The sequence below is a fragment of the Pseudomonas laurentiana genome, from assembly GCF_014648275.1.
Taxonomy (GTDB): domain Bacteria; phylum Pseudomonadota; class Gammaproteobacteria; order Pseudomonadales; family Pseudomonadaceae; genus Aquipseudomonas; species Aquipseudomonas laurentiana.
The window spans coordinates 52,382-78,882 of record NZ_BMQU01000021.1 but is presented as its reverse complement, the minus strand read 5'-3'; the positions used below and the strand labels follow the sequence as shown (position 1 = coordinate 78,882).

General features: G+C 59.7%; 24 protein-coding genes and 1 pseudogene. 18 read left to right on the top strand and 7 right to left on the bottom strand.

Features of this window, described 5'->3' with window-relative positions:
* The 11 genes and pseudogenes from IE038_RS19595 to IE038_RS19545 form a co-directional block, all read left to right on the top strand.
* A pseudogene (locus IE038_RS19595) lies at positions 1-1,392 on the top strand (T6SS effector BTH_I2691 family protein); the annotation flags it as partial.
* The gene (locus IE038_RS19590) at positions 1,389-2,168 is read left to right on the top strand and encodes a hypothetical protein (protein ID WP_189396155.1); all 780 of its coding nucleotides are present in this window, start codon (positions 1,389-1,391) and stop codon (positions 2,166-2,168) included. The pseudogene IE038_RS19595 and the gene IE038_RS19590, both read left to right, overlap by 4 nt.
* Positions 2,169-2,440: 272 nt before the next feature.
* The gene (locus IE038_RS19585; protein WP_163939000.1) at positions 2,441-3,694 is read left to right on the top strand and encodes a ferredoxin reductase family protein; all 1,254 of its coding nucleotides are present in this window, start codon (positions 2,441-2,443) and stop codon (positions 3,692-3,694) included.
* Between the two features lie 231 nt (positions 3,695-3,925).
* Entirely contained in the window at positions 3,926-4,516 is a 591-nt protein-coding gene (locus IE038_RS19580; protein ID WP_065761139.1) for an amino acid synthesis family protein, read from the top strand.
* 25 nt (positions 4,517-4,541) lie between these two features.
* On the top strand, positions 4,542-5,375 hold the full coding sequence (locus IE038_RS19575; protein ID WP_163938997.1) for an alpha/beta fold hydrolase: 834 nt from the start codon (positions 4,542-4,544) through the stop codon (positions 5,373-5,375).
* Positions 5,372-6,853 (top strand): aldehyde dehydrogenase, encoded by a 1,482-nt coding sequence (locus IE038_RS19570; RefSeq protein ID WP_163938995.1) that lies wholly within the window; start codon positions 5,372-5,374, stop codon positions 6,851-6,853. The genes IE038_RS19575 and IE038_RS19570 overlap by 4 nt, the downstream gene beginning before the upstream one ends.
* Positions 6,854-6,865: 12 nt before the next feature.
* A complete protein-coding gene (locus IE038_RS19565; protein ID WP_189396154.1) occupies positions 6,866-7,351 on the top strand; it encodes a flavin reductase family protein in 486 nt (161 codons plus the stop codon).
* 70 nt (positions 7,352-7,421) lie between these two features.
* Complete coding sequence (locus IE038_RS19560; RefSeq protein WP_163938993.1) at positions 7,422-8,873, top strand: NAD-dependent succinate-semialdehyde dehydrogenase; 1,452 nt, start codon at positions 7,422-7,424, stop codon at positions 8,871-8,873.
* A gap of 20 nt (positions 8,874-8,893) precedes the next feature.
* Positions 8,894-9,283, top strand: a complete 390-nt coding sequence (locus IE038_RS19555) for a carboxymuconolactone decarboxylase family protein (protein WP_065761134.1) — start codon at positions 8,894-8,896, stop codon at positions 9,281-9,283.
* Between the two features lie 89 nt (positions 9,284-9,372).
* Entirely contained in the window at positions 9,373-10,125 is a 753-nt protein-coding gene (locus IE038_RS19550; protein WP_163938991.1) for a GntR family transcriptional regulator, read from the top strand.
* Position 10,126: 1 nt separating this feature from the next.
* Positions 10,127-10,690 (top strand): NUDIX hydrolase, encoded by a 564-nt coding sequence (locus IE038_RS19545; RefSeq protein WP_163938990.1) that lies wholly within the window; start codon positions 10,127-10,129, stop codon positions 10,688-10,690.
* A gap of 18 nt (positions 10,691-10,708) precedes the next feature.
* Here the strand turns inward: IE038_RS19545 and IE038_RS19540 are convergent, their stop codons facing one another.
* On the bottom strand, positions 10,709-11,002 hold the full coding sequence (locus tag IE038_RS19540; protein WP_163938988.1) for a DUF1330 domain-containing protein: 294 nt from the start codon (positions 11,000-11,002) through the stop codon (positions 10,709-10,711).
* Positions 11,003-11,072: 70 nt separating this feature from the next.
* Here IE038_RS19540 and ribBA point away from each other — a divergent pair, with 70 nt between their 5' ends.
* The 5 genes from ribBA (at position 11,073) to IE038_RS19515 (ending at position 16,407) form a co-directional block, all read left to right on the top strand.
* Positions 11,073-12,182: a bifunctional 3,4-dihydroxy-2-butanone-4-phosphate synthase/GTP cyclohydrolase II gene (gene ribBA, locus IE038_RS19535; protein WP_163938986.1), complete on the top strand. Its 1,110-nt coding sequence runs from the start codon at positions 11,073-11,075 to the stop codon at positions 12,180-12,182.
* A 270-nt stretch (positions 12,183-12,452) separates the two neighbouring features.
* The gene (locus IE038_RS19530; protein WP_189396153.1) at positions 12,453-13,478 is read left to right on the top strand and encodes an ABC transporter substrate-binding protein; all 1,026 of its coding nucleotides are present in this window, start codon (positions 12,453-12,455) and stop codon (positions 13,476-13,478) included.
* Positions 13,475-14,419, top strand: coding sequence for an ABC transporter permease (locus tag IE038_RS19525; protein WP_163939007.1), 945 nt, complete (start codon positions 13,475-13,477; stop codon positions 14,417-14,419). The genes IE038_RS19530 and IE038_RS19525 overlap by 4 nt, the downstream gene beginning before the upstream one ends.
* Positions 14,420-14,425: 6 nt before the next feature.
* Positions 14,426-15,235, top strand: a complete 810-nt coding sequence (locus tag IE038_RS19520; protein ID WP_163938984.1) for an ABC transporter permease — start codon at positions 14,426-14,428, stop codon at positions 15,233-15,235.
* Positions 15,236-15,252: 17 nt separating this feature from the next.
* Complete coding sequence (locus tag IE038_RS19515; protein ID WP_163938982.1) at positions 15,253-16,407, top strand: ABC transporter ATP-binding protein; 1,155 nt, start codon at positions 15,253-15,255, stop codon at positions 16,405-16,407.
* A 569-nt stretch (positions 16,408-16,976) separates the two neighbouring features.
* On the opposite strand, the gene IE038_RS19510 is transcribed toward IE038_RS19515, so the two are convergent.
* Complete coding sequence (locus tag IE038_RS19510; protein ID WP_189396152.1) at positions 16,977-18,383, bottom strand: purine-cytosine permease family protein; 1,407 nt, start codon at positions 18,381-18,383, stop codon at positions 16,977-16,979.
* Positions 18,384-18,705: 322 nt separating this feature from the next.
* Here IE038_RS19510 and IE038_RS19505 point away from each other — a divergent pair, with 322 nt between their 5' ends.
* Positions 18,706-19,191, top strand: coding sequence for a flavin reductase family protein (locus tag IE038_RS19505; RefSeq protein ID WP_065761124.1), 486 nt, complete (start codon positions 18,706-18,708; stop codon positions 19,189-19,191).
* Positions 19,192-19,384: 193 nt separating this feature from the next.
* Positions 19,385-20,428 (top strand): LLM class flavin-dependent oxidoreductase, encoded by a 1,044-nt coding sequence (locus tag IE038_RS19500; RefSeq protein WP_163935209.1) that lies wholly within the window; start codon positions 19,385-19,387, stop codon positions 20,426-20,428.
* A gap of 70 nt (positions 20,429-20,498) precedes the next feature.
* Here IE038_RS19500 and IE038_RS19495 read toward each other — a convergent pair whose 3' ends face one another.
* The 5 genes from IE038_RS19495 to glnT form a co-directional block, all read right to left on the bottom strand.
* Positions 20,499-21,824 carry an ammonium transporter gene (locus IE038_RS19495; RefSeq protein WP_163935212.1) on the bottom strand — a complete coding sequence of 442 codons (1,326 nt, stop codon included), beginning with the start codon at positions 21,822-21,824 and terminating at the stop codon, positions 20,499-20,501.
* Positions 21,825-21,953: 129 nt separating this feature from the next.
* On the bottom strand, positions 21,954-23,276 hold the full coding sequence (locus IE038_RS19490) for an FMN-binding glutamate synthase family protein (protein ID WP_065761881.1): 1,323 nt from the start codon (positions 23,274-23,276) through the stop codon (positions 21,954-21,956).
* 15 nt (positions 23,277-23,291) lie between these two features.
* Positions 23,292-23,975: a GltB/FmdC/FwdC-like GXGXG domain-containing protein gene (locus IE038_RS19485; RefSeq protein WP_163935214.1), complete on the bottom strand. Its 684-nt coding sequence runs from the start codon at positions 23,973-23,975 to the stop codon at positions 23,292-23,294.
* A gap of 11 nt (positions 23,976-23,986) precedes the next feature.
* Positions 23,987-24,892 (bottom strand): class II glutamine amidotransferase, encoded by a 906-nt coding sequence (locus IE038_RS19480; RefSeq protein WP_163935218.1) that lies wholly within the window; start codon positions 24,890-24,892, stop codon positions 23,987-23,989.
* A gap of 67 nt (positions 24,893-24,959) precedes the next feature.
* Positions 24,960-26,294 carry a type III glutamate--ammonia ligase gene (gene glnT / locus IE038_RS19475; RefSeq protein WP_163935221.1) on the bottom strand — a complete coding sequence of 445 codons (1,335 nt, stop codon included), beginning with the start codon at positions 26,292-26,294 and terminating at the stop codon, positions 24,960-24,962.
* Positions 26,295-26,501: the final 207 nt, after the last annotated feature.

Sequence of the window (26,501 nt, the reverse complement as noted above, 5' to 3'; positions counted from 1 at the left end):
CGCCTGAACGTGCAGGTCGATCACCTCCATGAACAACTGGGCGACCTCGGGCAGAAAGAGGCCTTGGCGCAGCACCGGCTCAAAAGCCAACAGCGCGAGCGCTTCAACGCCCGCAGCCGTGAATGGATGGGCAAGCACTTCGGCCAGTCACTGCCGCTGATGCTGGTCGGGCTGAATGTCTGGAACACCCTGTACAGCCTTGAGCAAGCGAGTGCCGACGGCCTGTTCAACAGCAACGAACTGCGGATGATGACCGCCAATGCCGCTTATACCGGTAACGCAATGATGGCCGTATGTGTGGGGCCGGGGTGGAATCGGGCGCAAGGGATGTTTGCACCGTTGGGTAACGAGATCACGAAACTTACGAAAGCGGGCGCCAGGGCATGGCTGGCTCAAGGCGATATTAACTTCGCGCAGGCCGCCAAGCGATTGATTGCCCGTACTGCAACCTGGGCGGCGCTTGGTGCAATTGCTGCGGGTGTTGAGGCATGGCAGGTGTCCAAGGATATTACGAGGGCGAGCAATGAAGATGAAAAAGATGCACTGGAGTGGAAGCGTCTATCGCTGCTCGGAATGGCGGGTGTTGCCAGCTTTCAGCTTGCGGGAGCGATTGCAGGCTATTGGTTCAACTTCGCCTGGATCATGTCCTCACCAGTCACTATTGTTCTGAGCGCACTCGGTATTGCCTATCTGCTGTTTTCAGTACATGCCAACCGGTACAAGCGCGAAGGCCTGCGCCTATGGTTGTACCGTTGTAGCTGGGGCAAGGCCCCGGAAGGCACCTGGGTGGGCGTTGACGGCCATAAAACCCAACTGATGGCCTTGCTTGAGATCCTGCAGCGACCCAGCGTCTGGGCCCGGGCGGTGTACACCTACCCGGACCGTGGGCCACAACGTTGCCTGGGGTTCTGGGTACAACTGCTGCTCCCCGCCACCCTGGCGGGCAGTATTGTCCAACTGCAACCGGTACTCATCGACAGCGAAGGCACGCCGGTCTATCACACGCCGCAGCAAGACCCGCTCTATGAGCACTTTCTGCGCGGTCATTGGGTTGATCCTGAGTTGGCCGGGCAACTGCCGGAGGCCGCCGGTGGCCAGCAATTACAGAGCGATTTTGCCTATCGGGCCAAGGATCAACACCGCGTGTGGCAGGCCTGGGTGGCGATGCCCAAGAGCAATACAGCGCTGGAGCTGGAAGTGCATTACCCGCCACCGCTCAATCAACGCGCAGACGCCCGTGGCTACATGTTCCGCGTGGCCCTGCGCGACGATTTACGTGAGGCCGAGCGGCAAAATACGCTTTTCACTGACATGCTGCCTGAAGAACAGAAGTTGGAGAAACACAGCCTCTACGGGTTGAACCTTCAGGTGCCAGAGGGGATGGCGAAATGAAGGTTTCAGAAAGTTTGTCTGGCGTGAAGTTCCTGTTGAGCCGCTGGGCCACGCCACGAGAACTGCCTCCACAACTGACGTGGAAGTATGCACATGAACCAGAGCTGCTGGAATGGAGGATCAAGGCTCGAAACTATAATACGACTATAGCCAATGGTCTATTGGTTGTGATGTTGACTATAGTTTTTGGGCTTGCACTTTACCAATATCACACATCAGTGTTCGAGCCTGGATTTTCGAAAGCAATGATTTATATTTTGTTTTTCTTTGTTATATCGACGCCTGCGGTGTGCATGACCCAACAGAGAATGAACTTCGCCTACCGCTTTACAGCAAGCGGCGCAGAATTTTGTAAATGGAAGATTTTTCCGGAGTGGACACTCACTTTTTTGAAGGGGTTGGCAGCATTTACGGCGATTGCATTTATGTGCATGGCTAGCGCCTACAATGATCCGGCGCTCCTGATCGGCGCTGTTGGCGGACCCAGTGGCGTGATGTTGACACATGCCTCCATGAATTCAGCGCGCTACCGCGATTTGCACACAGATTTCCATCACCATACCTATGAGTGGTCGAGGTTTACAGAGGTAGCCATAGACCGAAAGCAAAAATTAGTTGGCTTGGAGTTCGGTTGGTATAACGATTATCTGAACAAGCACTCGCGCAGTACCTTCCCACTTTTTGCCAAGCGTAAAGCGTTCGATTCGATCCTGAAGCTTGTCGAACAGCGCCTTCCGGATGTACCTCGGGTCGACAGGCACGTTGACCGTGGTTAACGCGCACCGTGCGGAGGGAGATGGCTAAATGACCGAAGCCAGAGGTTTATCTCACGTGAAGTCCGTGCTGACCTACTGGGCCACACCACGAGAATTGCCGCCTCAACTGGCATGGAAGTATGGAAATGAATCTGAACTGCGGGCTGGAGCATCAAGGCACAGAACTACAGTAGCGTTATTACTGACACCGTCGGCACGCCAGTGACCCAGGTCAGCACCGACCGCCTCGAAAACCGTTAAGCTATTAACGTTGATAACTGGAGGCTAACCGTTTGAAAAGCTGGCACTGCGTCGTGGGTATTCTGTTGGTCACCACGCTCACCATTCTGCTTGAAATTCCTTCAGACACCTGGATGACCTCGGCCACCGTCAGCTTGGTGCTGGGCGCCGCAGCGTTGGCCAACATGGCGGCTTCATGCCTGCTGGCCGCTCGCTGGCACCTCATCGAGCGATGGTTCGGCGGGCTGGACCGGGTGTACGAAACGCACAAATGGCTTGGTATCTGGGCATTGGTCTTCGCCAGCTACCACCTGGTGTTCAAAGCCAACCTGGATGCCTGGAACAGTGCTGCGATTGTGGAGTTTTCCAAGTACTGGACGCGCCTGGTGCGCCAACTGAGCTATGTGGCGCTGGGCATGATCGTGTTACTGGCCCTGAACCGGAACATTCCCTATAGCGTCTGGCGCTGGTGGCACAAACTCTCCGGCCCGCTGTTCCTGATCGTCATTGCCCATTGGCTGAGCTTCAAGTCACCGATTACCCTGAACAGCCCTTCCGGCATCTGGTTGGCCGTGCTCTGTGGCCTGGGGGTCATTGCTGCGCTGTACAAACTGGTGCTCTACCCCTTCATTGCCACAGCGGGCGAGTACAAGGTCGCTGCAGTGTCCATCGCCAAGGGCTCACTGCACCTGGAACTGGCACCGGTCCATCGTGGTTTCCCGTTCAAGGCCGGGCAATTCGCGTTCCTGGCCATGAAGGAAAAGGGCTTGCGTGAGCCGCACCCGTTCACGATCGCCAGCGCCCATAAAGACAACGGTCACATCCACTTCGTGATCCGCGCCTTGGGTGATTACACCCAGGCACTGCGTAAACAGGTCAAGGTCGGCATGCTGGCCGATATCTATGCGCCTTACGGGCACTTCAAGCGCCTGCCCGATGCCCGGCGGGAAATCTGGATTGGTGGCGGGGTGGGTATTTCGCCGTTCGTTTCCTGGCTACAGGACAAAGCCGCCAAGCACTTCGACAACGTCACACTGGTTTACTGCTTCAACCCCTCGCGAGCGTTCCCCAGTGCCGAGCAGATAAAGACCATGGCTGAAGAGCGTGGCGCCGAGTTCGTCGGCCATGACAGCAGCGCCGATCACCTGGCCGAAACCTTGCGCCGGGTCGCCGGCGAAACCGATCCACGGCACATCCAGATCAGCTTCTGCGGCCCCAAAGGGCTGCTGGCACAGGTCAAGGAACTGATGCGCGAGCACCAGATTCCTGAAGGCAATCTGCGCTATGAGTTCTTCGAGTTCCGCTAACAACCATCATTGACCACCTCACACGCTACGCCGACCTGATGGGCGTAGCGCGTGCCGCGCTGCCCTCCTCCGCTTAGCCCATCCCTCCTCCCATCAAGCAGACGACTGAATCGACGTTTGCAGGCCATCTGTCGCCTTCTTGCCCTACAAACTCACCTGAGGGACTTGCGCTTACAGTATTATGGTATACCATCATACGCACAAACCTTATTCCCTCAGATGGAGCCGCTCATGAGTTTTGAAATTCGCAAAATCGTCAGCTATGTCGAAGAAACCTTCATCGAAGGCGGTAAAGCCGCAGACAAGCCCGTGACCATGGTTGGGCTGGCAGTGGTCATCAAGAACCCCTGGCTGGGCCGCGGCTTCGTTGAAGACCTGAAGCCGGAAATCCGTGCCAATTGTTCCGACCTCGGTGCCCTGATGGTTGAGCGCCTGGTCGCAACCATTGGCGGCGCGGAAAAAATCGAAGCCTACGGCAAGGCAGCCGTCGTCGGTGCCGACGGTGAAATCGAACACGCTTCCGCTGTCATCCATACCCTGCGTTTTGGCAATCATTACCGTGAAGCGGTCAAGGCCAAAAGCTACCTGAGCTTCACCAACAAGCGCGGTGGCCCTGGCACCTCGATCCAGATTCCGATGATGCACAAGGACGATGAAGGTCTGCGTTCGCACTACATCACGCTGGAAATGCAGATCGAAGATGCACCGCGTGCCGATGAAATCGTTGTGGTCCTGGGTTGTGCCGACGGTGGCCGTCTGCACCCGCGTATCGGCAACCGCTACATCGATCTGGAAGAACTGGCCGCTGAGAAAGCGCAGTAACCCACACAGCATGTAGGAGCGCTCCATGATTCGGCTCACTGCTGAACGCACACCGGCTGGCACCAGTTACCTGGCGACCGGCCAAGGCCAGCCCGTGATATTGATCCACGGCGTGGGCCTGAATAAAGAAATGTGGGGCGGGCAGATCGTAGGCCTGGCCACAAAATACCGTGTCATTGCCTACGACATGCTCGGGCATGGCGCCAGCCAGCGCCCGCCCGTCGGTACCGACCTGCTGGGCTATGCCGATCAGTTGCTGGAGTTGCTTGAGCACCTTGAGCTGCCGCGGGCGACCGTAATTGGCTTCTCCATGGGCGGGCTGGTCGCTCGCGCCTTTGCGCTGCACTATCCGCAGCGCTTACAGGGGCTGGTGATCCTTAACAGCGTGTTCAATCGCAGCCTGGAACAACGCGCTGGTGTCATTGCGCGAACCGCCCAGGCCGCTGAACACGGACCGGACGCGAATGCCGAAGCGGCCCTGTCACGCTGGTTCAGTCGCGAGTATCAGGCCGCCAACCCGGCACAGATTGCAGCGATCCGCCAGACCCTGGCCAGCAATGATCCACAAGGCTACCTGACCACCTACGAGTTGTTCGCCACGCAGGACATGTACCGCGCTGACGACCTCGGCAGCATTCGGGTGCCCACCCTGATTGCCACCGGCGAACTGGACCCTGGTTCGACACCGGAGATGGCCCGGCAATTGGCCGAGCGCATTCCCGGCGCACAAGTGGCAATACTCGACGAACAGCGGCATATGATGCCGGTAGAGTCGCCGCGCCTGGTCAACCAGGTGCTGCTGAACTTTCTGGATAACGCACAAAACCAACACAACCAGATAGAGGGGATCGTTGCATGACACTCGCACGCTTCCAGATGTGCATCGGCGGCGAATGGGTCGATGCCCTTAACGGCAAAACGTTTGAAAGCCTGAACCCGGCACTGGCCGAGCCTTGGGCGGTGCTGCCCGATGCCGACGAAGCCGATGTCGAACGTGCCGTTCAATCGGCCCAGGCAGCCTTCGAAAGCTCGGCCTGGCGAGGCCTGAGCGCAACCGCGCGAGGCAAGCTGCTGCGCCGCCTTGGCGATTTGATCGCCGAGAACAAAGAGCAACTGGCACAACTGGAAAGTCGCGACAACGGCAAGCTGATCCGCGAAACCCGCGGCCAGGTGGGCTATCTGCCGGAGTTTTTCCACTACACCGCCGGCCTGGCCGACAAACTCGAAGGCGGCACCCTGCCGCTGGACAAGCCGGACATGTTTGCCTACACCGTGCACGAGCCCATTGGCGTCGTGGCCGGGATCATTCCGTGGAACAGCCCGCTGTACCTGACCGCGATAAAACTGGCGCCAGCCCTGGCCGCTGGCAACACCATCGTGCTCAAACCGTCCGAACACGCTTCAGCCACCATTCTTGAGCTGGCCCGACTGGCCCTGGAAGCGGGCATTCCGCCTGGTGTGGTCAACGTCGTGACCGGCTACGGCCCCAGCACAGGTGCTGCCCTGACCCGTCACCCCCTGGTGCGCAAAATTGCCTTTACCGGTGGTGCTGCCACGGCTCGCCATGTGGTGCGCAGCAGCGCCGAGAACTTTGCCAAGCTGTCGCTGGAGCTGGGCGGCAAATCGCCCAACATTATCTTTGCCGACGCAGACCTCGACAGCGCGATCAACGGTGCCATCGCAGGTATCTATGCGGCCTCCGGACAGAGTTGCGTGTCCGGTTCACGCTTGCTGGTTCAGGACGAAATCTACGATGAGTTCGTTGAGCGCCTGATTGCCCGCGCCAAACGTATTCGTATCGGCAACCCGCAGGACGACAGCACCGAGATGGGCCCGATGGCGACCGCCCAGCAACTGGCGGTCGTCGAAGGCCTGGTGGCCGATGCCCTGGCAGAAGGCGCTCGTCTGCGCCTGGGTGGCAAGCGTCCGGACATTGCCGGCGGTGGCTGGTTCTATGAGCCAACCCTGTTCGAGTGCGACAGCAACTCGATGAAGATCATGCAAGAAGAGGTGTTCGGCCCAGTGGCCTCGGTGATTCGTTTCAAAGACGAAGCCCAGGCCCTGGCGATTGCCAACGACTCGCAGTTCGGCCTTGCTGCCGGTATCTGGACACGCGATCTGGGCCGTGCCCACCGCCTGGCCCGGGACGTACGCTCCGGCATTATCTGGGTCAACACCTACCGCGCGGTATCGGCCATGGCGCCCATCGGCGGCTTCAAGAATAGCGGCTACGGTCGCGAGAGCGGCATCGAATCGGTGCTGGCCTATACCGAACTGAAAACGGTATGGATCAACCTCTCGCAGGCACCGATGCCCGACCCGTTTGTCATGCGCTAGGAGACCTGAATCATGATCGAACCCGGCATTTACAAAGAAGTCATGGGCTCCTTCCCTTCCGGGGTGACCGTGGTCACCACCCTGGACGCGCAGGGCGACATCGTCGGCATCACCGCCAGCGCGTTCAGCGCGCTGTCGATTGACCCGGCACTGGTCCTGTTCTGCCCTAACTACGCGTCGGATACCTACCCGATTCTGCGCAACAGCAAGCAGTTCGCCATTCACTTGCTCGCAGCGGATCAACAGGCCGAAGCCTATGCCTTTGCCGGCAAGGGCAAAGACAAGGCCAAAGGCATTGAGTGGCACCTCAGTGCGCTGGGTAACCCCTTGCTGAGCAACGCTACCGCGATCATTGAATGCGAGCTATGGCGCGAATATGACGGTGGCGATCACGCCATCATCGTAGGCGCGGTAAAAAATCTGATCCTGCCCGATCAGCCCGCCACGCCGATGATCTACCACAAAGGCAAGCTGGGCGCGCTGCCCACCCTGACCTAAGCGTTTACTCCGGGGCCGCTCGCTACCCTGCCCCCCTCGGTAGCGGCCCCTTTTTATTCCGGGAGCCGGCATGACACCTGCAGCCTCGCAACTATTCCGCCAGCAAGCCTTCATCAACGGCCAATGGCTGGAAGCGCCGGACGGCGCCTATCAGCAGATCTTCAATCCGGCCAACGGCGAACGCATCGGCCAGGTGCCGAACCTCGGTGCCGACCAGGCCCGCCTGGCCATCGCCTCGGCAAATGCGGCCTGGCCAAGCTGGCGTAACCTGACGGCCAAGGAGCGCAGCACCCTGCTCAAGCGCTGGCACAGCCTGATGCTCGAACAGGCCGACGCCCTGGCCGAAATTCTCACGCTGGAACAGGGCAAGCCCCTCGCCGAAGCCAAGGGTGAAATTCTCTACGCGGCCAGCTTCATCGAGTGGTTTGCCGAGGAAGCCAAGCGCATCTATGGCGACACCATTCCCAGCCACAAGGCGGATGCCCGTATCGTCGTCAGCAAGGAGCCGATTGGTGTGGTGGCCGCCATCACACCGTGGAACTTCCCGGCCGCGATGATTACCCGCAAAGCCGGTCCGGCGCTGGCTGCCGGTTGCCCATGTATCGTCAAGCCGGCGCCAGAGACGCCCTTCTCCGCGCTGGCGATGGCTGCACTGGCCGAACAGGCGGGTATTCCACCTGGCGTGTTCAATGTCATCACCGGGGACGCCGTGGCGATTGGTGCAGAACTGACCAGCAGCCCGGTGGTGCGCAAGCTGTCCTTCACGGGCTCCACCGGCATTGGCAAACTGCTAATGGCGCAGTGCGCACCGACCCTGAAGAAAGTCTCGCTGGAATTGGGCGGCAATGCGCCCTTTATCGTCTTCGACGACGCCGACCTCGAGCGCGCCGTGGAAGGTGCATTGATAGCCAAATTCCGCAATGCCGGGCAGACCTGCGTGTGTGTCAACCGCTTCCTGGTTCAAGACGGCATTCACGATGCGTTTGTTGCACGCCTTGCCGAGCGTGTTGCAGCACTCAAGGTTGGCGCTGGTTTCGAGCCTGGCGTCCAGCAAGGGCCGCTGATCAACGAGCGCGCCGTGGCCAAGGTTGAAGAGCACGTTCAGGATGCCCTGGCATTGGGTGCGCAACTGGTTTGCGGTGGCGCACGCCACGCGCTGGGGCACGGCTTTTTCCAGCCAACCGTACTCTGCGGACTGACCCGCGAAATGAAAGTTGCACAGGAAGAAACCTTCGGGCCATTGGCAGCGGTATTCCGTTTCGACACTGAAGCCGAAGCGATTGCGCGTGCCAACGACACCGAATTTGGCCTGGCTGCCTACTGTTATACCCGCGACCTGGGGCGTGCCTGGCGCATGAGCGAAGCGCTGGAATACGGCATGGTCGGTATCAACGAAGGGCTGATTTCCACCGAAGTGGCACCCTTTGGCGGGGTCAAGGCTTCCGGGCTGGGCCGTGAAGGCTCGAAGTACGGCATCGAAGACTACCTCGAAATCAAATACACCCTGATGGGCGGGCTTTGACCCGACAGGAGCAGCACGACATGAGCAACGAGAAATATGAAAAAGGCCTGGCGATCCGCACTCAGGTGCTGGGCGAAGCCTACGTCAACCGCTCGATCGAGAATGCCGATGACTTCAACCGCCCCCTGCAGGAGCTGGTCACAGAGTACTGCTGGGGCCACGTCTGGGGCCGCGAGGGCTTATCGCTTAAAGAGCGCAGCATGATAAACTTGGCCATGATATCGGCCCTCAACCGACCTCACGAACTCAAGCTGCATATCCGTGGCGCCTTGCGTAATGGACTGAGTCGTGAACAAATACGCGAAATTCTGCTTCAGGTCGGCATCTACTGCGGTGTACCTGCTGCCGTGGACAGCTTCCGGCTCGCCCGTGAAGCCTTCGCCGAAGCCGATGCAGAGGCCTCCAGTTAAACCTGGGCTGCTGATCCAAATGGAGCACGGACGATCCTGGCGATCGCCGTGCGCCTTTTAGCTGGACAGCCCAACTCAGAGCAGACCCCATGAAACGCCTGCCAATCGACGACAGCTTCAAGGTCAATCGCAACCCCGTTACCCTGCGCGAAATCGTGCTGGATAAACTGCGAAGCGCCATCATGAATTTCCAGCTCCTGCCCGGCGACCGCCTGGTCGAGCGCGACCTGTGCGACCGCCTTGGCGTCAGCCGCACCTCGGTGCGTGAAGCCTTGCGCCACCTGGAGTCCGAAGGGCTGGTGGAATTCGCCGACGCCAAGGGCCCTCGGGTAGCCATCATCACGCTGGACGATGCCGTCGATATCTACGAGCTGCGCTGTGTGCTGGAAGGCATGATCGTTCAACTGTTCACCCTGCGCGCCAAGGCCAAGGATATCAAGGCCCTGGAAAAAGCCCTCGAAGACAACCGCAAGGCCCTTGCAGACGGTGAACTGCAACAGGTCATCGATTCGGTTCAAGGCTTCTACGACGTGCTGCTCGAAGGCTCAGGCAACCACATCGCAGCCACCCAGCTGCGCCAGCTTCAGGCGCGGATCAGCTACCTTCGCGCAACATCGGTGTCTCAGGAAAACCGCCGTGGCGCCAGTAGCCAGGAGATGGAGCGTATCGTCGAGGCCATCAAGAGCGGCGATCCACTGGCCGCGCACCAGGCGTCGGTCGACCACGTACGCGCTGCGGCGAAAGTGGCCCTGGAGTACCTCAAGCGCAAGCAGGGAGAGACCAGTGACATCCCCGAGATCATTGCGCCCATTGCCCTCAAAGAACCACGAATAGGCCGCTGACATGATGACCCCGCGCTTTTGCCCGCAATGCGGTGGCAATGATCTGGCTCGCCAAACGCCAGCGGGGGATACCCATGAGCGCCTGATGTGCCGCAGTTGCGGGTACATCCACTACGTCAATCCGAAAATCATTGCCGGCTGCATCATCGAGCAGGACGGCAAGTACCTGCTGTGCCAACGCGCCATTCCTCCTCGCCCGGGTACCTGGACATTGCCGGCCGGTTTCATGGAAAGCAACGAAACCACCGAGCAGGCCGCCTTGCGCGAGGTGTGGGAAGAGACGGGTGTTCGAGCGGAAATTCACTCGCCCTACTCGATCTTCAGCGTGCCGAAGATCAGTGAGGTGTACATCATCTACCGCGCCATCGCCCTGGAAGTCACGGGCCAGTTTGGTCCGGAAACCCTCGACTACCGGTTCTTCGCACCCGAGGACATCCCTTGGGACAGTATCTATTACCCGGCGATACGGCAGATCCTCGAGCGCTACATCGAGGAACGCCAAGCAGGTGTCTATGGCATCTACATTGGCAATGATGACAGCGGCAAGATCCACTTCATCCGCTAAGCCCTCCGCGCCCTTCCTTCAGGGCGCGACACCCTCGACTATAATCACCTCGGCCCGAGCGACACCGTCGCGATAGCCCTTGGCCTCCTGATACGCCTGCGACTGGTAGCACGCCAGCGCCTGGGCATAGGAGTCAAACTCGATGACGACGCTGCGTTGCGGCGTTGGGCGCCCTTCCAGAGCCTCGCTGCGACCGCCTCGAGCCAGTAACCGTCCTCCATAGGCGGCAAACGCCGCAGGTGCGCGACGGGTGTATTCGCCATAGGCATCGGGGTCGGTGACATCCACATGCGCAATCCAGTAAGCCTTCATCGTGACCTCCTCAGTCTATTCGTATTATGGTATACCATAGAATTTCATACCACACACTGAGAGTCCAGCCATGGCCTTCAACAGCATTGCAGAAATCATCGAAGACTACCGTCAGGGCAAAATGGTGATCCTGGTCGATGACGAAGACCGCGAGAACGAAGGCGACCTGCTGATTGCGGCCGACCATTGCGACGCCAGGGCCATCAGCTTCATGGCCTGCGAAGCCCGCGGCCTGATCTGCCTGACGCTAACCGACGAACACTGCCAGCGTTTGGGCCTGGAACAAATGGTGCCCAGTAACGGCAGCGTGTTCAGCACCGCGTTCACCGTCTCTATCGAGGCCGCCAGTGGCGTAACCACGGGCATTTCCGCTGCTGACCGGGCCCGTACCGTAGCAGCCGCAGTGGCCAGGGATGCCGTGCCAGAGGACCTCGTACAACCCGGACATATCTTTCCGTTGCGCGCCAAGGAAGGCGGTGTCCTGACCCGCGCCGGGCATACCGAAGCAGGCTGCGACCTGGCGCGCCTGGCGGGCCTTACCCCTTCCTCGGTGATCGTCGAGGTGATGAATGACGATGGCACCATGGCCCGACGCCCTGATCTGGAAGTGTTCGCACGCCAGCACGGCATCAAGATCGGCACCATTGCCGACCTGATCCACTACCGCCTGAGCACCGAGCACACGGTTGTCCGCATCGGTGAGCGCGAACTGCCAACGGTGCATGGCACCTTCCGCCTGGTCACCTATGAAGACCGAATCGAAGGTGGCGTGCACATGGCGATGGTGATGGGCGAACTGCGCCGCGAGCAACCAACCCTGGTGCGGGTGCATGTCATCGACCCCTTGCGCGATCTGGTTGGCGCAGAGTACAGCGGGCCAAGCAACTGGACACTGTGGGCTGCCCTGCAGAAAGTCGCCGAGGAAGGTCATGGGGTTGTAGTGATCCTGGCCAACCACGAATCCTCGCAAGCCCTGCTCGAACGTGTACCGCAGTTGACCCAACCGCCACGGCAGTACAGCCGCTCACAGTCGCGCATTTACTCGGAAGTCGGCACCGGCGCGCAGATCCTGCAGGACCTGGGTGTGGGCAAACTACGTCATCTTGGCCCACCGTTGAAGTACGCAGGGCTAACCGGCTATGACCTGGAAGTGGTTGAAAGTATTCCATTTTCTGCCTGATCGCCGCTGTTCCACGCGCGGCAACGCGCGATGTTGTCCATGAACACAGCATTTTGCCGGATGGTCGGTACGGCAAAATGCTTGCAGAAAGTTTGGAATACCATAATATGATATTCCGTAGACCGGACACTTTTGCCAAGTGCGCCCGCCAGGGACAGCACAAATAACAGCCCTTGGCACGGTCGCCTTTCAAGGCCCCGATGGACCTACTGCTCCCGATAAGCGGGTGTCTACAGCCCGCTCAAAAACACAACAAATGAGGGCGTGAAAATGGTGTTGAACAAACGTGTAGCCGCGGTACTTGTTGCAGGCATGCTGGCATCCGCCTGCTCATTCGTCTCAGCGGCCGAGAGCGTCAACTTCGTCAGTTGGGGCGGTACTACCCAGGATGCGCAGAAGCAGGCCTGGGCCGACTCCTTCACCCGCAGCAGCGGCATCACCGTGGTTCAAGACGGGCCAACCGACTATGGCAAGCTCAAGGCAATGGTCGAAAGCGGCAACGTGCAGTGGGATGTGGTTGACGTAGAGGCCGACTTCGCCCTGCGTGCAGCCTCTGAAGGCTTGCTTGAGCCACTGGACTTCAACACGATTCAGCGCGACAAGATCGACCCGCGCTTCGTTTCCGATCACGGCGTCGGCTCGTTCTTCTTCTCCTTCGTGCTGGGCTACAACGAAGGCAAGCTGGGCGCTAGCAAGCCGGTCGATTGGACCGCGCTGTTCGACACCAAGACCTATCCCGGCAAGCGTGCCCTGTACAAATGGCCAAGCCCTGGCGTGCTTGAACTGGCACTGCTGGCCGACGGCGTGCCTGCCGACAAGCTCTATCCACTGGACCTGGACCGCGCCTTCAAAAAACTCGACACCATCAAGAAAGACATCGTCTGGTGGGGTGGCGGCGCTCAATCGCAACAACTGCTTGCCTCGGGCGAAGCCAGCCTTGGCCAGTTCTGGAACGGTCGGATTTACGCCCTGCAGCAAGATGGCGCCCCGGTGGGCGTAAGCTGGAAACAGAACCTGGTCATGGCCGACTTCCTGGTAGTACCCAAGGGTTCCAAGAACAAGGAGGCGGCCATGAAGTTCCTGGCCAATGCCAGCAGCGCCAAAGGCCAGGCCGACTTTTCCAACCTGACCGCCTATGCGCCGGTCAACGTCGACAGCGTCGCACGCCTGGACTCCGTGTTGGCACCTAACTTGCCGACTGCCTACGCTAAGGATCAGATCACTCTCGACTTCGCATACTGGGCCAAGAACGGTCCTGCCATTGCGACACGGTGGAACGAATGGCTGGTCAAATGAAAATGGCGGCCACTGCGTCCCGTCACACCAACACGAGCAGCAGCGCCGAGGGCGCTGCTGGCTCGACCACCGGCAAGGCAGTCACCATGAAGCAATCCCCCAGCTTGGCACAACGCTGGCGGGGCGTCGGCAACCTGATACCCGCTCTGCTATTCCTTGGCCTGTTCTTCCTGGCGCCGCTGATCGGCCTGTTGCTGCGAGGCGTACTGGAACCCACACCGGGGCTGGGGAACTATGAACAACTGTTCGCCAACTCGGCCTATGCACGGGTGCTGCTGAACACGTTCTCGGTGGCTGGGCTGGTCACGCTGTTCAGCCTGCTGCTGGGCTTTCCGCTGGCCTGGGTGATCACCCTGGTCCCTCGCGGCTGGGGCCGCTGGGTGTTGAACATCGTCCTGCTGTCGATGTGGACCAGCCTGTTGGCACGCACCTACTCCTGGCTGGTACTGCTGCAGGCTTCCGGGGTCATCAACAAGGTGCTGATGGCCTTGGGCATCATCGATCAACCGCTGGAAATGGTGCATAACCTGACCGGCGTGGTGATCGGCATGAGCTACATCATGATCCCGTTCATCGTACTGCCACTGCAGGCCACCATGCAGGCAATCGACCCGATGATCCTGCAGGCCGGTTCAATCTGCGGCGCCAGCCCCTGGACCAATTTCTTCCGGGTGTTTTTGCCGCTGTGTCGTCCAGGGCTGTTCTCCGGTGGGCTGATGGTGTTCGTGATGTCCCTGGGTTACTACGTCACGCCAGCACTGCTGGGCGGTGCGCAGAACATGATGCTGCCCGAGTTCATCATTCAGCAGGTGCAGTCGTTCCTTAACTGGGGCCTGGCCAGCGCCGGTGCCGCACTGCTGATCGTGATCACCCTGGTGCTGTTCTACTTCTACCTGAAGCTTCAACCGGAGTCCCCGGTTGGTGCCAGTAACGCGAGGTAAGCGATCATGCTCCTGACTCCCAATGCCATGGGCCGGCGCATGCGTCTGGGCCTGTACCTCACCACCGGCCTGATCGCACTGTTCCTGCTACTGCCGATCGTGTTCATCGTGCTGCTGTCGTTCGGTTCTTCGCAGTGGCTGGTGTTCCCGCCACCGGGCTGGACGCTGAAATGGTACGGTCAGTTCTTTTCCAATGCCGACTGGATGAACGCCGCACTGGCCAGCCTCAAGGTGGCGGTACTGACGACCTTCTGCGCCGTCGCACTCGGCCTGCCGACAGCCTTCGCCCTGGTTCGCGGGCGCTTTCCTGGCCGGGAAATGCTCTATGGCCTGTTCACCCTGCCGATGATCGTGCCACTGGTGATCATCGCGGTCGCGGTGTATGCGCTGTTCCTCAAACTGGGCTACACCGGAACCCTGTTCGCGTTCGTGGTGAGCCACGTGATCGTCGCGCTGCCCTTTACCATCATCTCGATCATCAACTCATTGAAGCTGTTCGATCAGTCTATCGAAGACGCTGCGGTGATCTGCGGCGCTTCGCGCCTGCAGGCGGTGGTCAAGGTGACCTTCCCGGCGATCCGCCCAGGCATGGTTGCCGGCGCGCTGTTCGCCTTCCTCGTTTCCTGGGACGAAGTGGTGCTCAGTGTGATGATGGCCAGCCCGACCCTGCAAACCCTGCCCGTGAAAATGTGGACCACCCTGCGTCAGGACCTGACACCTGTGATCGCCGTCGCATCGACGCTGCTGATCGGTCTGTCACTACTGGTCATGGTGATCGCCGCCGCACTGCGCCGGCGCAATGAAATCAGCGCCTGAGCGCCTAGGAGTACGACATGAGTGCCGTCATCAAAGATCCTGCACAGCAGCGCGACAAGCCCCTGGTCAGCCTGCGCAACCTGAACAAGCACTACGGCGACTTTGCCGCCGTGGACAACATTTCGCTGGACATCCAGGACGGTGAGTTCCTCACGTTCCTCGGCTCCAGCGGCTCAGGAAAAAGCACGACGCTGTCGATGCTCGCCGGGTTTGAAACACCCAGCAGCGGCGAGATCCTGGTCAATGGTCAATCGTTGGTCAACGTACCACCGCACAAGCGCGACATCGGCATGGTGTTCCAGCGCTACTCACTGTTCCCGCACCTTTCGGTACGCGACAACATCGGCTTCCCCTTGGCCATCCGCAAACTGGCGGCCAGTGAGCGAGACAAGCGTGTCGATGCCATGCTCAAGCTGGTACAACTGGATAAGTTTGCCCATCGGCGCCCGTCCCAACTCTCTGGCGGCCAGCAGCAGCGCGTGGCCATTGCCCGTGCCTTGGTCTATGAACCCCGCATCCTGCTGATGGATGAACCGCTCGGAGCGTTGGACAAGAAGCTGCGTGAAGACCTGCAGGACGAACTGCGTCAACTGCACCGTCGCCTGGGCATTACCATCGTGTACGTCACCCACGACCAGGAAGAAGCCATGCGCCTGTCTCAGCGCATTGCGATTTTCAGTCACGGCAAGATCGTCGGGCTGGGCAGCGGTTACGACCTCTATCAGAACCCGCCGAATGCCTTTGTCGCCTCGTTCCTTGGCAATTCCAACTTCCTCAAGCTCAAGGCCCAGGGTAATGCGGTGGCCAGCTTTGAAGGCCAGCCACTGTCGATCCGACTGACCGGTGGCCTGCAACTCGATCAGGACGTGCTGTTGATGATCCGGCCGGAGAAAGCCCTGGCCCTGAGTGTTGAGCAGGCCCAGCGGGAACCCCTCGCTGCGGGCTGGAACGAAGTCTCGGCCAAGGTCAGTGAAATGCTCTTCCTCGGTGAAAGCCAAACCTGCAGCGTGGTTACACCTGGCGGCACAGCGATGACCGTCAAGGCCCTGTCGGCGACGGGCATGCCTCTCACCGCTGGCGACTCGGTACGGGTACGCTGGGCAACCAGTGATGCCTGCGTGTATACCCAATGGTCTGAAAGCGATCTGAACAAGGCCGCTGGCGCGCATTAACCCCCTCCTCGTTCCCGTGCCCTGCACGGGAACGCCCCTACCGACAGCACCGGTCGGCCAGCATCGCCCCCTTCTCTACGCTACATAAACCGCAACGCTTCCCGCCTTCGCTAATCCTCAAGTGACTCAGCGCGTGCCCGCCCGCTCAGCCATACGCGGCTGAACATCGAGGGCGATAACACCTGAGCCAACCCGCCCGCTTGCCGTGCCGTGCCCAGGCATTGCCAACAGCACAGTCGTTCAACGTGCAGACGTAACACTGCGCTGATACGGCGAATCAATACCGTGCCTGACTGAGTGCCAGGTGTTTCGGAACCGATCCGCCTGTATCGATTGAGAGCGATGGGAATTGGGGGATATGAAAGGTGATGCCCGAGCGGCAGCGAAGTGCAGGCAACCAGGCCACTGCACGCCAGGTCAGTAAGCGGTAGTCATTCGAGGGGCGTTATCGGTTCGTGATCGACGCACCGATGCTGATGCTGATGCTTGAAACGCAATACGCCGTCGCCGAGCGCCCGGGCCTGGACCCTGCTGCGCGCAGCGACGGCGATTGACCGTACTACCCTTGATCAGTCGGTAAAGCCCAGTTTGACTGCACCACGTGCTACTGGCTGACCACGGGTAGCCAGGCAATAGTACAGCGGGCAGGTCACTGCCAGCCCGACCAGCCAGGACAAGTCAGCGCCTTCCACCAGATTGGCATAGGGCCCGACATACAGCGAGGTATTGGCAAACGGCAGTTGCACGAGGGTGCCGATACCGTACGCAACAATCGCATGCAGGTTAAAGCGCCCATACACGCCGCCGTCGGCGCTGAAAATCGAGGTGATGTCGTACCGACCGCGCTTGATCAGGTAGAAATCGATCAGGTTGATCGACGCCCACGGTACCAGGACCAGCAGCAGCGCCAGAACCAGGCCGATAAATTGCGAAATGAAGTCCGCCGAAGCACCCAGCGCAACCACGCAGCACCCCGCCAGGGTCAGCGTCGACAACACCACCCGCACCCTGATGCTAGGGGTCCATTGACTGGCGAAGGTCTGGATCGAGGTAATGATCGACAGCACCGCACCGTACAGATTCAGGGCGTTGTGACTGATGATGTTGAGCAGGAACAGCACCATCAAGATCGGCCCCAACCCGCCCGTGGCCTGCTTTACAGCCGCCATGGCTTCAGTACCGTCGGGCGTGGCCAACACGGCGACAACACCGAAGGTGAACGACAGGATGGTACCCAGTGTCGCGCCCAGGTAGGTGGCCAGGAACGGTCGGGCAATGCCGATATCGGCGGGCAGGTAGCGCGAGTAATCCGACGTGTAAGGCGAAAAACTGATCTGCCAGATGATCCCCAGCGACACCGTGGCCAACCAGCCAGACAGGTTGAAACCACCACGGCTGAAGAAGTCAGCGGGCACATCGTGGGCAAAGATATAGACGAAGCCCGCCAACAACGCACTGCCCATGACCCAGGTGCCGATGCGGTTCAAGGTATGGATAAAACGGTAGCCGATCACGCCGATTGCCGTAGCGCTCAACGCGCCGATCAGAATACTCGCCGGTACCGGCACCGAGGGCGCAATACCGGTAATGGATTTTCCGGCCAGGACGATGTTGGAGATGAAAAAGCCGATGTAGATGATTGCCGTGAAAAACACGATCAGCAACGCACCGTAGCGGCCGAACTGACCGCGGCTCTGGACCATCTGCGGAATACCCATGCACGGCCCTTGCGCCGACGCCAGGGCAATCACAATGCCGCCGAGCAGGTGCCCGAGGATAATCGCCATCACCCCCCAGAACAGGTTGAGATGGAATACCTGAACCACCATCGCACCGGTCACGATGGGTAGCGGTGCAATGTTGGTGCTGAACCACAGGGTGAAAAGATCGCGTGCCTTCCCGTGGCGCTCCGCGAGCGGTACGTAGTCGACCGTATGGTTCTCGATCAACGGGTCTTGTTTGGACATCTGGGACATGTTCATCAACTCGAGTTTGTCTGTTCTTATCTTTGTATAAAGCCAAACCGGGGCCGCTCTGCGAGCCGCCCAAGATGAACACCATATTATGGTATTCCAACTTTTTCACAAGACTGAACCGGTCTTTAGCCGACCAACTGATCCGCCCTCTCGCCATGGAACGTCCGCTCTAATTGGCCAGAACCCCAGAAAAGACGGGGCATGAAGCGCCTTTGCGACACTCGTCGCGCGGTGCGCAAAAGGCATTGCAAAGATCATATTATGGTATACCATCATACCTGAAGCCTGACCCAAACCTTCCTGCTGCTTCGAGGACAGTCCAATGATCGATGCCACCCTCTACAAACAAGTCATGGGTTCATTCCCGTCCGGGGTGACCGTCATCACCACCCTCGACGACGATGGCCAGGTCGTCGGCCTGACCGCCAGCGCTTTCAGTTCGCTGTCGATGGATCCGGCCCTGGTGCTGTTCTGCCCCAACTACAGTTCCGACTCCTACCCGGTCCTGATCAAGAACAAACGCTTTGCCATCCATGTGCTGTCCGGCGTCCAGCAAAAAGAAGCCTATGCCTTCGCCCGCAAGGGCAAAGACAAGGCACAAGGGATCGAATGGACCCTCAGCGAACTGGGCAACCCACTGTTGAGTAACGCTACGGCCATCATCGAGTGTGAACTGTGGCGCGAGTATGAAGGCGGCGATCACGCCATCATGGTTGGCGCAGTGAAGAACCTGATTGTGCCGCAGCGCGACAACGGGCCGCTGGTGTACTGCAATGGAAAGATGGGCGCGTTGCCAGTACTGGCGTGAGCCGGGGCGCAGTAGACAAATCGCTTGCAGATATCCCGTATTATGGTATACCAATAATTCAGTGACCGGGCCGTCATGTTCCACTCGATACCCGGTAGTAACGGCCAGACACCACCCGGCAGCGCACAGCGCTCTTTCCTGATATCAGGCCTGCAGTCGACGGGCCCACAACAAAAGATCCGAGGTAAGCGTCATGAAATTTTCGTTGTTCGTACACATGGAGCGTTGGGACGAAAGCGTCAGCCATCGCCAGTTGTTCGAAGACCTGACCGAGCTGACCCTCATGGCCGAAACCGGCGGTTTCAGCACCGTCTGGATTGGTGAACACCACGCCATGGAATACACCATCTCGCCAAGCCCGATGCCGCTGCTGGCTTACCTCGCGGCCAAGACCACCACCATCCACCTCGGTGCAGGCACCATCATTGCGCCGTTCTGGCACCCGTTGCGGGTCGCAGGTGAATGCGCGCTGCTGGATGTGATCAGTAACGGGCGGATGGAAGTCGGCCTGGCCCGGGGTGCCTACCAGTTTGAATTCGACCGCATGGCTGGTGGCATGCCGGCCTCCTCTGGTGGCCAGGCGCTGCGTGAGATGGTCCCGGTTGTGCGCGCCCTGTGGCAGGGTGACTACGCCCACGATGGCGATATCTGGAAATTCCCGACCTCCACCAGCGTGCCAAAACCTGTACAGAAACCCATGCCGCCCATGTGGATTGCTGCCCGCGATCCGGATTCCCACAACTTTGCAGTCGCCAACGGTTGCAATGTGATGGTTACACCACTGATGAAGGGCGATGAAGAAGTCCTGGACCTCAAGAACAAGTTCCAGACCGCCTTGAACAACAACCCCGATGTACCGCGTCCGCAACTGATGGTTCTGCGCCACACCCATGTACACGCCGTCGACGACCCTGAGGGCTGGAAAGTCGGTGCACAGGCCATTTCGCGCTTCTACCGCACCTTCGATGCCTGGTTCGGCAACAAGCAGACCCCGGCCAACGGTTTCCTTGAGCCAAGCCCGGAAGAAAAGTTCGCTGAGCGTCCGGAGTTCGAGCTGGAAAACATCCGCAAGAACACCATGATCGGCACCCCGGAAGAGATCATTGCGCGCATTCGCTACTACCAGGAACTGGGCGTGGATGAGTTCAGCTTCTGGTGCGACAACAGCCTGCCGCATGCCGAGAAGAAGAAGTCCCTGGAGCTATTCATCAAGCACGTGGTCCCCGCTTTCAGCTAAGCGAACCGCAGGCGTCGACACAAAAACGCCGGGGCATGCCCCGGCGTTTTTTTCACTCAATTGCAGCAACTCAATGGTTGTATGCCCGCTCGTTGTGCTCGGCGAGGTCGAGTCCCATCTCCTCCACCGATTCATCGGCACGCAAGCCCGTCAACGCACTCACCGCTTTCAGAATGAGCCAGCTGACCACAAAGCAATACACCGTGGTCATCAAAACACCCTGAACCTGCGCCCATACCTGCGCGCCCATGCTCACGCCCTCAACCAACCCACCCATGGACGGTACGCAAAACACACCGGTCAGCAGCGCGCCAATGATGCCGCCGATACCATGCAGACCAAATACGTCGAGGCTGTCGTCATAACCCAGACGCCGTTTCAGCACGGTGACGCTCAAGTAACAGAGCACGCCGCACAACACGCCAATGGCCAAGGCACCGCCAACTCCCACGTAGGCACACGCCGGGGTAATACCGACCAAGCCGGCCAAGGCACCGCTGGCCAGGCCCAACGCACTGGGTTTACCGACCTTGAACCATTCGGTGAACATCCAGCCGAGGATGCCGGCGCATGCAGCCAGTTGGGTGTTAAGCATCACAATCCCGGAGACGCCGGCAAGGCCACCGCCCGAACCGATATTGAAGCCGAACCAACCCACCCAGAGCATGGCCGCACCGACCATGGTCAGGCTCAGGTTATGGGCTGGCATCGGCGTATTGGCATAGCCCTTGCGCTTGCCGAGCATCAGGCATGCGGCGAGCGCTGCCACCCCGGCATTGATGTGCACCGCTGTTCCGCCTGCGTAATCCAGCACACCCCAGTTGTGCATCAACGCTCCGGCCCCACCCCAGACCATATGCGCCACCGGTGCGTATACCAGGGTGAACCACAAGGCCATGAACAACAGCGCCGCCGAAAACTTCATGCGCTCGGCGAAAGCACCCGCGATCAACGCCGGGGTAATGATGGCGAACGTCATCTGGAAGGTGACGTAGACACCCTCGGGAATGTCGCCGACCAGGCTGTCAGGCGTCATGCCTGCCAACATTGCGCGGCTCAGGCCACCGACAAAACTGTTGAAGGTCACCTCCCCTTCAACCATCCCGGTGGTATCGACCACCATGCTGTAGCCATAGATCACCCACAGCACGCCCACCAGACCGGCGATACCGAAACACTGGGTAAACAGCGAAAGCATGTTCTTGGCCCGCACCAGGCCACCGTAGAACAGCGCCAGGCCCGGCAGACACATGAACAGTACCAGCACCGCGGCACTGATCATCCAGGCGGTACTGCCGGTGTTGAGTGTCGGGGCATCGGCCGCCTGGGCCAGCGGTACAACCGCAGCCAATGCAACCAGGCTCAGGAGGAGATTGCCAGAAAAGCGCTTGACCATTTTCGAAGCTCCTGCAAAAAAAAGGGTTTGCTGGCAGCACGTAAAAGGACATCGATGAACGGGCTTTTATAAGCCTCTAGGTCGGCACGACACCCCTACTGGGAGGGGTGTCGTGTTTACAGCGCTGGCTCAGTACTGCTGGCCAGGTATCCAATGGGTGCCAGCCAGCGGCACCCGTGCCATTGCAGCCGCTTCCACCGTCAAGGCCACCAGGTCCTCAGGGTCGAGGTTGTGCAGGTGCGACTTGCCGCAGGCGCGCGCCATGGTTTGCGCCTCAAGCACCAACACCCGCAGGTAGTTGGCCAGACGGCGCCCACCTTCGACCGGATCCAGGCGCTTGGACAGCTCCGGGTCCTGGGTCGTGATGCCCGCAGGGTCTCGACCATTTTGCCAGTCGTCGTAGAAGCCAGCGGCCGAGCCGATTTTCTTCAGTTCCTCATCCAGGCGCGGGTGGTTGTCCCCCAGCGCAATCAGTGCCGCAGTGCCGATTGCAACAGCATCCGCACCCAACGCCATGGCCTTGGCGACATCGGCGCCGTTGCGGATACCCCCAGAGACAATCAACTGCACCTTGCGGTGCATGCCCATCTCTTGCAAAGCCTGTACCGCTTGCGGGATGGCTGGCAGGATCGGAATGCCTACATGCTCGATGAACACCTCCTGGGTCGCCGCCGTGCCGCCCTGCATACCGTCGAGGACAATCACGTCAGCCCCGGCCTTGACCGCCAGCTTGACGTCGTAATACGGGCGGCTGGCACCGATCTTCACGTAGATGGGCTTTTCCCAGTCGGTGATTTCACGGATCTCGGCAATCTTGATCGCCAGGTCGTCCGGCCCGGTCCAGTCCGGGTGGCGGCAGGCACTGCGCTGATCGACACCAATCGGCAAGGTGCGCATACCCGCGACCCGCTCGGTCACCTTCATGCCCAGCAACATACCGCCACCACCCGGCTTGGCGCCCTGCCCCAAAACGATCTCGATGGCATCAGCCTTGCGCAGATCGTCCGGGTTCATGCCATAGCGCGATGGCAGGTACTGATACACGAGGTGCTGCGACTGGCCGCGCTCTTCCGGGGTCATGCCGCCATCGCCTGTGGTGGTGCTGGTTCCGGCGATGGTCGCGCCACGGCCCAGCGCCTCCTTGGCGTTGGCCGACAAGGCGCCGAAGCTCATCCCGGCAATGGTCACGGGAATTTTCAGGTGAATCGGCTTCTTGGCAAAGCGGTTGCCGAGCACAACATCAGTGCCGCATTTCTCGCGGTAGCCTTCCAGCGGATAACGCGAAACGCTGGCACCGAGTAGCAGCAGGTCGTCAAAATGCGGCAGCTTGCGCTTGGTGCCACCGCCGCGGATGTCGTAGATGCCGGTTTCGGCAGCACGCTGGATTTCCTGAATGGCCAGACGGTCGAAGGTGGCGGACTCGCGCAGCACCGGAGGGGTCTTTTCGCTCATGGTGGTTCTCCTGGATCAGTACGCGGAAGCGTTATCGACTTTGAAGTTGTACAGCTGGCGGGCTGAGCCATAACGCTTGAAGTCAGCGGCCTTTTCGTTGAAGCCGGCGCGATCAAGCAATTGCTGCAGCTCTTCCAGGTGCTCGGCACGCATTTCCTTGGCAATGCAGTCCGAACCCAGCGACTCGACCTTGCCTTTGACATAGATGCGGGTTTCGTACAGCGAGTCGCCCAGCGCATCGCCGGCATCGCCACACACCACCAGACGACCGGCCTGCCCCATGAAGCAGCTCATGTGACCGATACTGCCGCCGACCACGATGTCGATGCCTTTCATGGAAATGCCGCAGCGTGCGCCCGCATCCCCCTCGATCACCAGCAGGCCGCCATGTGCCGTGGCGCCTGCCGCTTGCGAGGCGCTGCCCTTGACCCGCACATACCCCGACATCATGTTCTCGGCACAGCCGACACCAACGTTGCCGTGCACGGTGACCGAGGCTTTCTGGTTCATGCCTGCGCAGTAGTAACCGGCGTGGCCCTGAATATCGATGGAGACCTCCTGGTTGACCCCGACCGCCAGGTTGTGTGCACCGTCAGGGTGAGTCACGACCCATTCACGGTCGTCCACATGCTTGGCCTGGTCGTGCAGGGCCTGGTTCAGATCACGCACGGAGGCGTTGGACAAATCGATGGTTTTCATGTGCGTGCTCCTTAAGCCGACTCGCGTTCCCAGATGTACATGGTGGCCGGGACCGGTTCCCAGACCTTGGCATTCTCGATACCTGGCAGGCTGGACAACGCCTGATACTCCGAGGCCATGGCAACGTAATCGTCGGTCTCGGCAAGGATCGCCGGCTTGCAGGCAATCGGGTCGCGGATCACGGCAAAGCCGTTGCGCGTGCCAATTGCAAAGGTGAAGAAGCCATCGAGGTCTTCCAGCGACTTGTCCAGCGCTTGCTTGAGCGTGTCGCCCTGCTGCAGGCGCCAGGTCAGGTAACCGGCGGCCACTTCGGTGTCGTTCTCGGTTTCAAAGGTGATCCCTTCGCGGCGCAGGTTCTGGCGCAGGCGCGAGTGGTTGGAAAGCGAGCCGTTATGCACCAGGCACAGGTCGGCACCGGTGGAAAACGGATGGCTACCTTCCATGGTCACCGCGCTTTCAGTGGCCATGCGGGTGTGACCGATGATGTGACTGCCTTTCATGCTGGCCAGGCCGAAACGCTCAGAGATCTCTTTGGGCAAACCCATGCCTTTGAGAATCTCGATGCTCTGCCCGGCGCTCATGATGCGCACACTGGGCGCCAGCTCGGCCAACACGGCCCGAACCGCTGCTTCGTCGGCCTGCACTTTGAGGACAATGGCACTGGCGTTCTGAAACCAGTCCAGCGCGCAACCCAGACGGGCCTCGACGGCGGCAACCAACGCCTTGAAGTCATACCCCTCGGTGGTTGCCTGCAAGGTCAGCTTGACCCAACCCTCTGCCACTTCATCACCGTAGATGGCAAATCCGGCACTGTCCGGACCACGATCCGTCATAGCCTCGAGCATGGGTTCAAACAGCTTGCCCAACTGGGATTCAAGCTTGGGGTTTTTCAGGTAAAGACCCACGATTCCACACATATTAGAAACTCCAGGGCAGAAGACGCCCTCCCCACTCACCGGGCGTCAGGAACGGTTGATTAACGAATCAGAAAAACTCGGTGTAGCGCTGGATCTCCCAGTCGCTCACATGGCGGCTGTATTCCACCCACTCCATGCGCTTGAGGCGGATGAATTCGCCCACAATCTCCGGCCCCATGACCTCAGCGAACAGGGGGTCGGCCTCCAGGGCATCACAGGCTTCCTTGAGTGATTGCGGCAAGGTCTTGATGCCGCGTGCGGCGATCTCTTCAAGGCTGAGCTTGTAGAGGTTCTCGTTGCAGACCTTGTCGATTTCGAGCCTGCGGTCGATGCCGTCCAGGCCTGCGGCGATGATTGCCGCGCTCACCAGGTAAGGGTTGCAACCCGCATCGGGCAAACGAAACTCCAGGCGGCCGTACGGCACACGAACCATCGCAGAACGGTTGTTGGCGCCAAAGGCGATAAACGCCGGAGCCCAGGTTGCGCCAGACAGCGATTGACCGACCACCAGGCGCTTGTAGGAGTTGACCGTGGGTGCTGCAAAGGCGCACAGCGCCGGGCCATGCGCCAGCAGGCCGGCGGCAAAGTGGTAAGCCAGTTTCGACAGGCCCATGCCGCTCGGGTCACTGGCATCGTGGAACAGGTTCTTGTTTTCAGCGCTGGCAATCGACAGGTGAAAGTGCATCCCGTTGCCGGCCCGTTTCGGGTCGGGCTTGGGCATGAACGAGCAAATCATGCCCAGGTCGTTGGCAATTTCACCCGCTGCCATACGGAAGAAGGTGAAGCGATCCGCGGACTCCATTGCATCGCTGTAGGTGTAATTGATCTCGAACTGACCGTTGGCGTCTTCATGGTCAATCTGGTAGATGTCAAAACCCACCGGTTGCAAGGCTTCGGTCAGGCGCTCAAGAAATACCCGTGAACGCGACAAGCCCTTATAGTCGTAGCAGGGTTTGTCCAGGGTATCGCTGCTGTCCACCAGTTGCAGGCGGCCCTGCTCATCGCGGCGCATCAGGTTGAACTCCGGCTCCAGCCCGGTGTTGAGCGTCCAGCCCTTATCGCTCAGGCGTTTGATTTGCTGCTGCAAGACATAACGGCTGTCATAGGGATGGGGCTTGCCATCGACATGACCGATGCACACGATACGGCCATAGCCTGGCTGCCACGGAACCGGCGTCAGCGTCGACAGATCGCCCCGGGCCATGAAGTCGGGGCCATGCGGCTCCATGCCCATGCCGCAGATGGCGAATCCCGCAAAGCCCGCACCTTCTTCGGCAACCATTTTCAGGCCAGAAACCGGCACTGACTTGGTCTTCGCCGAACCGTGAATATCAACGAACTGAGCCAGCACGTACTTGATCCCATGCTTCTCGATCAAATGCTGGGTATCTGGTGGCAACATGGATCTCACTCCTCGTGAAAGGCAAAGCGTTGTGGAAGGTTGAAACGCCTGACTTCCCTGACAACCACATTATTCCAATCAGGAAAGTTACTTTCCCAATAGGAATGCAATCAGCTTGCCAACTCTTGGATACCCCTGACCTGAGTGCGCGAAGGGGAGCGTTGCTGCTGTCTATATGGGAAACTTGCTTTCCCACCGCGAATAATC

Coding starts and splice junctions, on each gene's coding strand:
- IE038_RS19570 (WP_163938995.1), top strand. CDS start 5,372: ATGACACTCGCACGCTTCCAGATGTGCATCGGCGGCGAATGGGTCGAT.
- IE038_RS19545 (WP_163938990.1), top strand. CDS start 10,127: ATGATGACCCCGCGCTTTTGCCCGCAATGCGGTGGCAATGATCTGGCT.
- glnT (WP_163935221.1), bottom strand. CDS start 26,294: ATGTTGCCACCAGATACCCAGCATTTGATCGAGAAGCATGGGATCAAG.
- IE038_RS19555 (WP_065761134.1), top strand. CDS start 8,894: ATGAGCAACGAGAAATATGAAAAAGGCCTGGCGATCCGCACTCAGGTG.
- IE038_RS19500 (WP_163935209.1), top strand. CDS start 19,385: ATGAAATTTTCGTTGTTCGTACACATGGAGCGTTGGGACGAAAGCGTC.
- IE038_RS19515 (WP_163938982.1), top strand. CDS start 15,253: ATGAGTGCCGTCATCAAAGATCCTGCACAGCAGCGCGACAAGCCCCTG.
- IE038_RS19490 (WP_065761881.1), bottom strand. CDS start 23,276: ATGAGCGAAAAGACCCCTCCGGTGCTGCGCGAGTCCGCCACCTTCGAC.
- IE038_RS19525 (WP_163939007.1), top strand. CDS start 13,475: ATGAAAATGGCGGCCACTGCGTCCCGTCACACCAACACGAGCAGCAGC.
- IE038_RS19580 (WP_065761139.1), top strand. CDS start 3,926: ATGAGTTTTGAAATTCGCAAAATCGTCAGCTATGTCGAAGAAACCTTC.
- IE038_RS19520 (WP_163938984.1), top strand. CDS start 14,426: ATGCTCCTGACTCCCAATGCCATGGGCCGGCGCATGCGTCTGGGCCTG.
- IE038_RS19530 (WP_189396153.1), top strand. CDS start 12,453: ATGGTGTTGAACAAACGTGTAGCCGCGGTACTTGTTGCAGGCATGCTG.
- IE038_RS19480 (WP_163935218.1), bottom strand. CDS start 24,892: ATGTGTGGAATCGTGGGTCTTTACCTGAAAAACCCCAAGCTTGAATCC.
- IE038_RS19590 (WP_189396155.1), top strand. CDS start 1,389: ATGAAGGTTTCAGAAAGTTTGTCTGGCGTGAAGTTCCTGTTGAGCCGC.
- ribBA (WP_163938986.1), top strand. CDS start 11,073: ATGGCCTTCAACAGCATTGCAGAAATCATCGAAGACTACCGTCAGGGC.
- IE038_RS19495 (WP_163935212.1), bottom strand. CDS start 21,824: ATGGTCAAGCGCTTTTCTGGCAATCTCCTCCTGAGCCTGGTTGCATTG.
- IE038_RS19565 (WP_189396154.1), top strand. CDS start 6,866: ATGATCGAACCCGGCATTTACAAAGAAGTCATGGGCTCCTTCCCTTCC.
- IE038_RS19540 (WP_163938988.1), bottom strand. CDS start 11,002: ATGAAGGCTTACTGGATTGCGCATGTGGATGTCACCGACCCCGATGCC.
- IE038_RS19510 (WP_189396152.1), bottom strand. CDS start 18,383: ATGTCCCAGATGTCCAAACAAGACCCGTTGATCGAGAACCATACGGTC.
- IE038_RS19485 (WP_163935214.1), bottom strand. CDS start 23,975: ATGAAAACCATCGATTTGTCCAACGCCTCCGTGCGTGATCTGAACCAG.
- IE038_RS19550 (WP_163938991.1), top strand. CDS start 9,373: ATGAAACGCCTGCCAATCGACGACAGCTTCAAGGTCAATCGCAACCCC.
- IE038_RS19505 (WP_065761124.1), top strand. CDS start 18,706: ATGATCGATGCCACCCTCTACAAACAAGTCATGGGTTCATTCCCGTCC.
- IE038_RS19575 (WP_163938997.1), top strand. CDS start 4,542: ATGATTCGGCTCACTGCTGAACGCACACCGGCTGGCACCAGTTACCTG.
- IE038_RS19560 (WP_163938993.1), top strand. CDS start 7,422: ATGACACCTGCAGCCTCGCAACTATTCCGCCAGCAAGCCTTCATCAAC.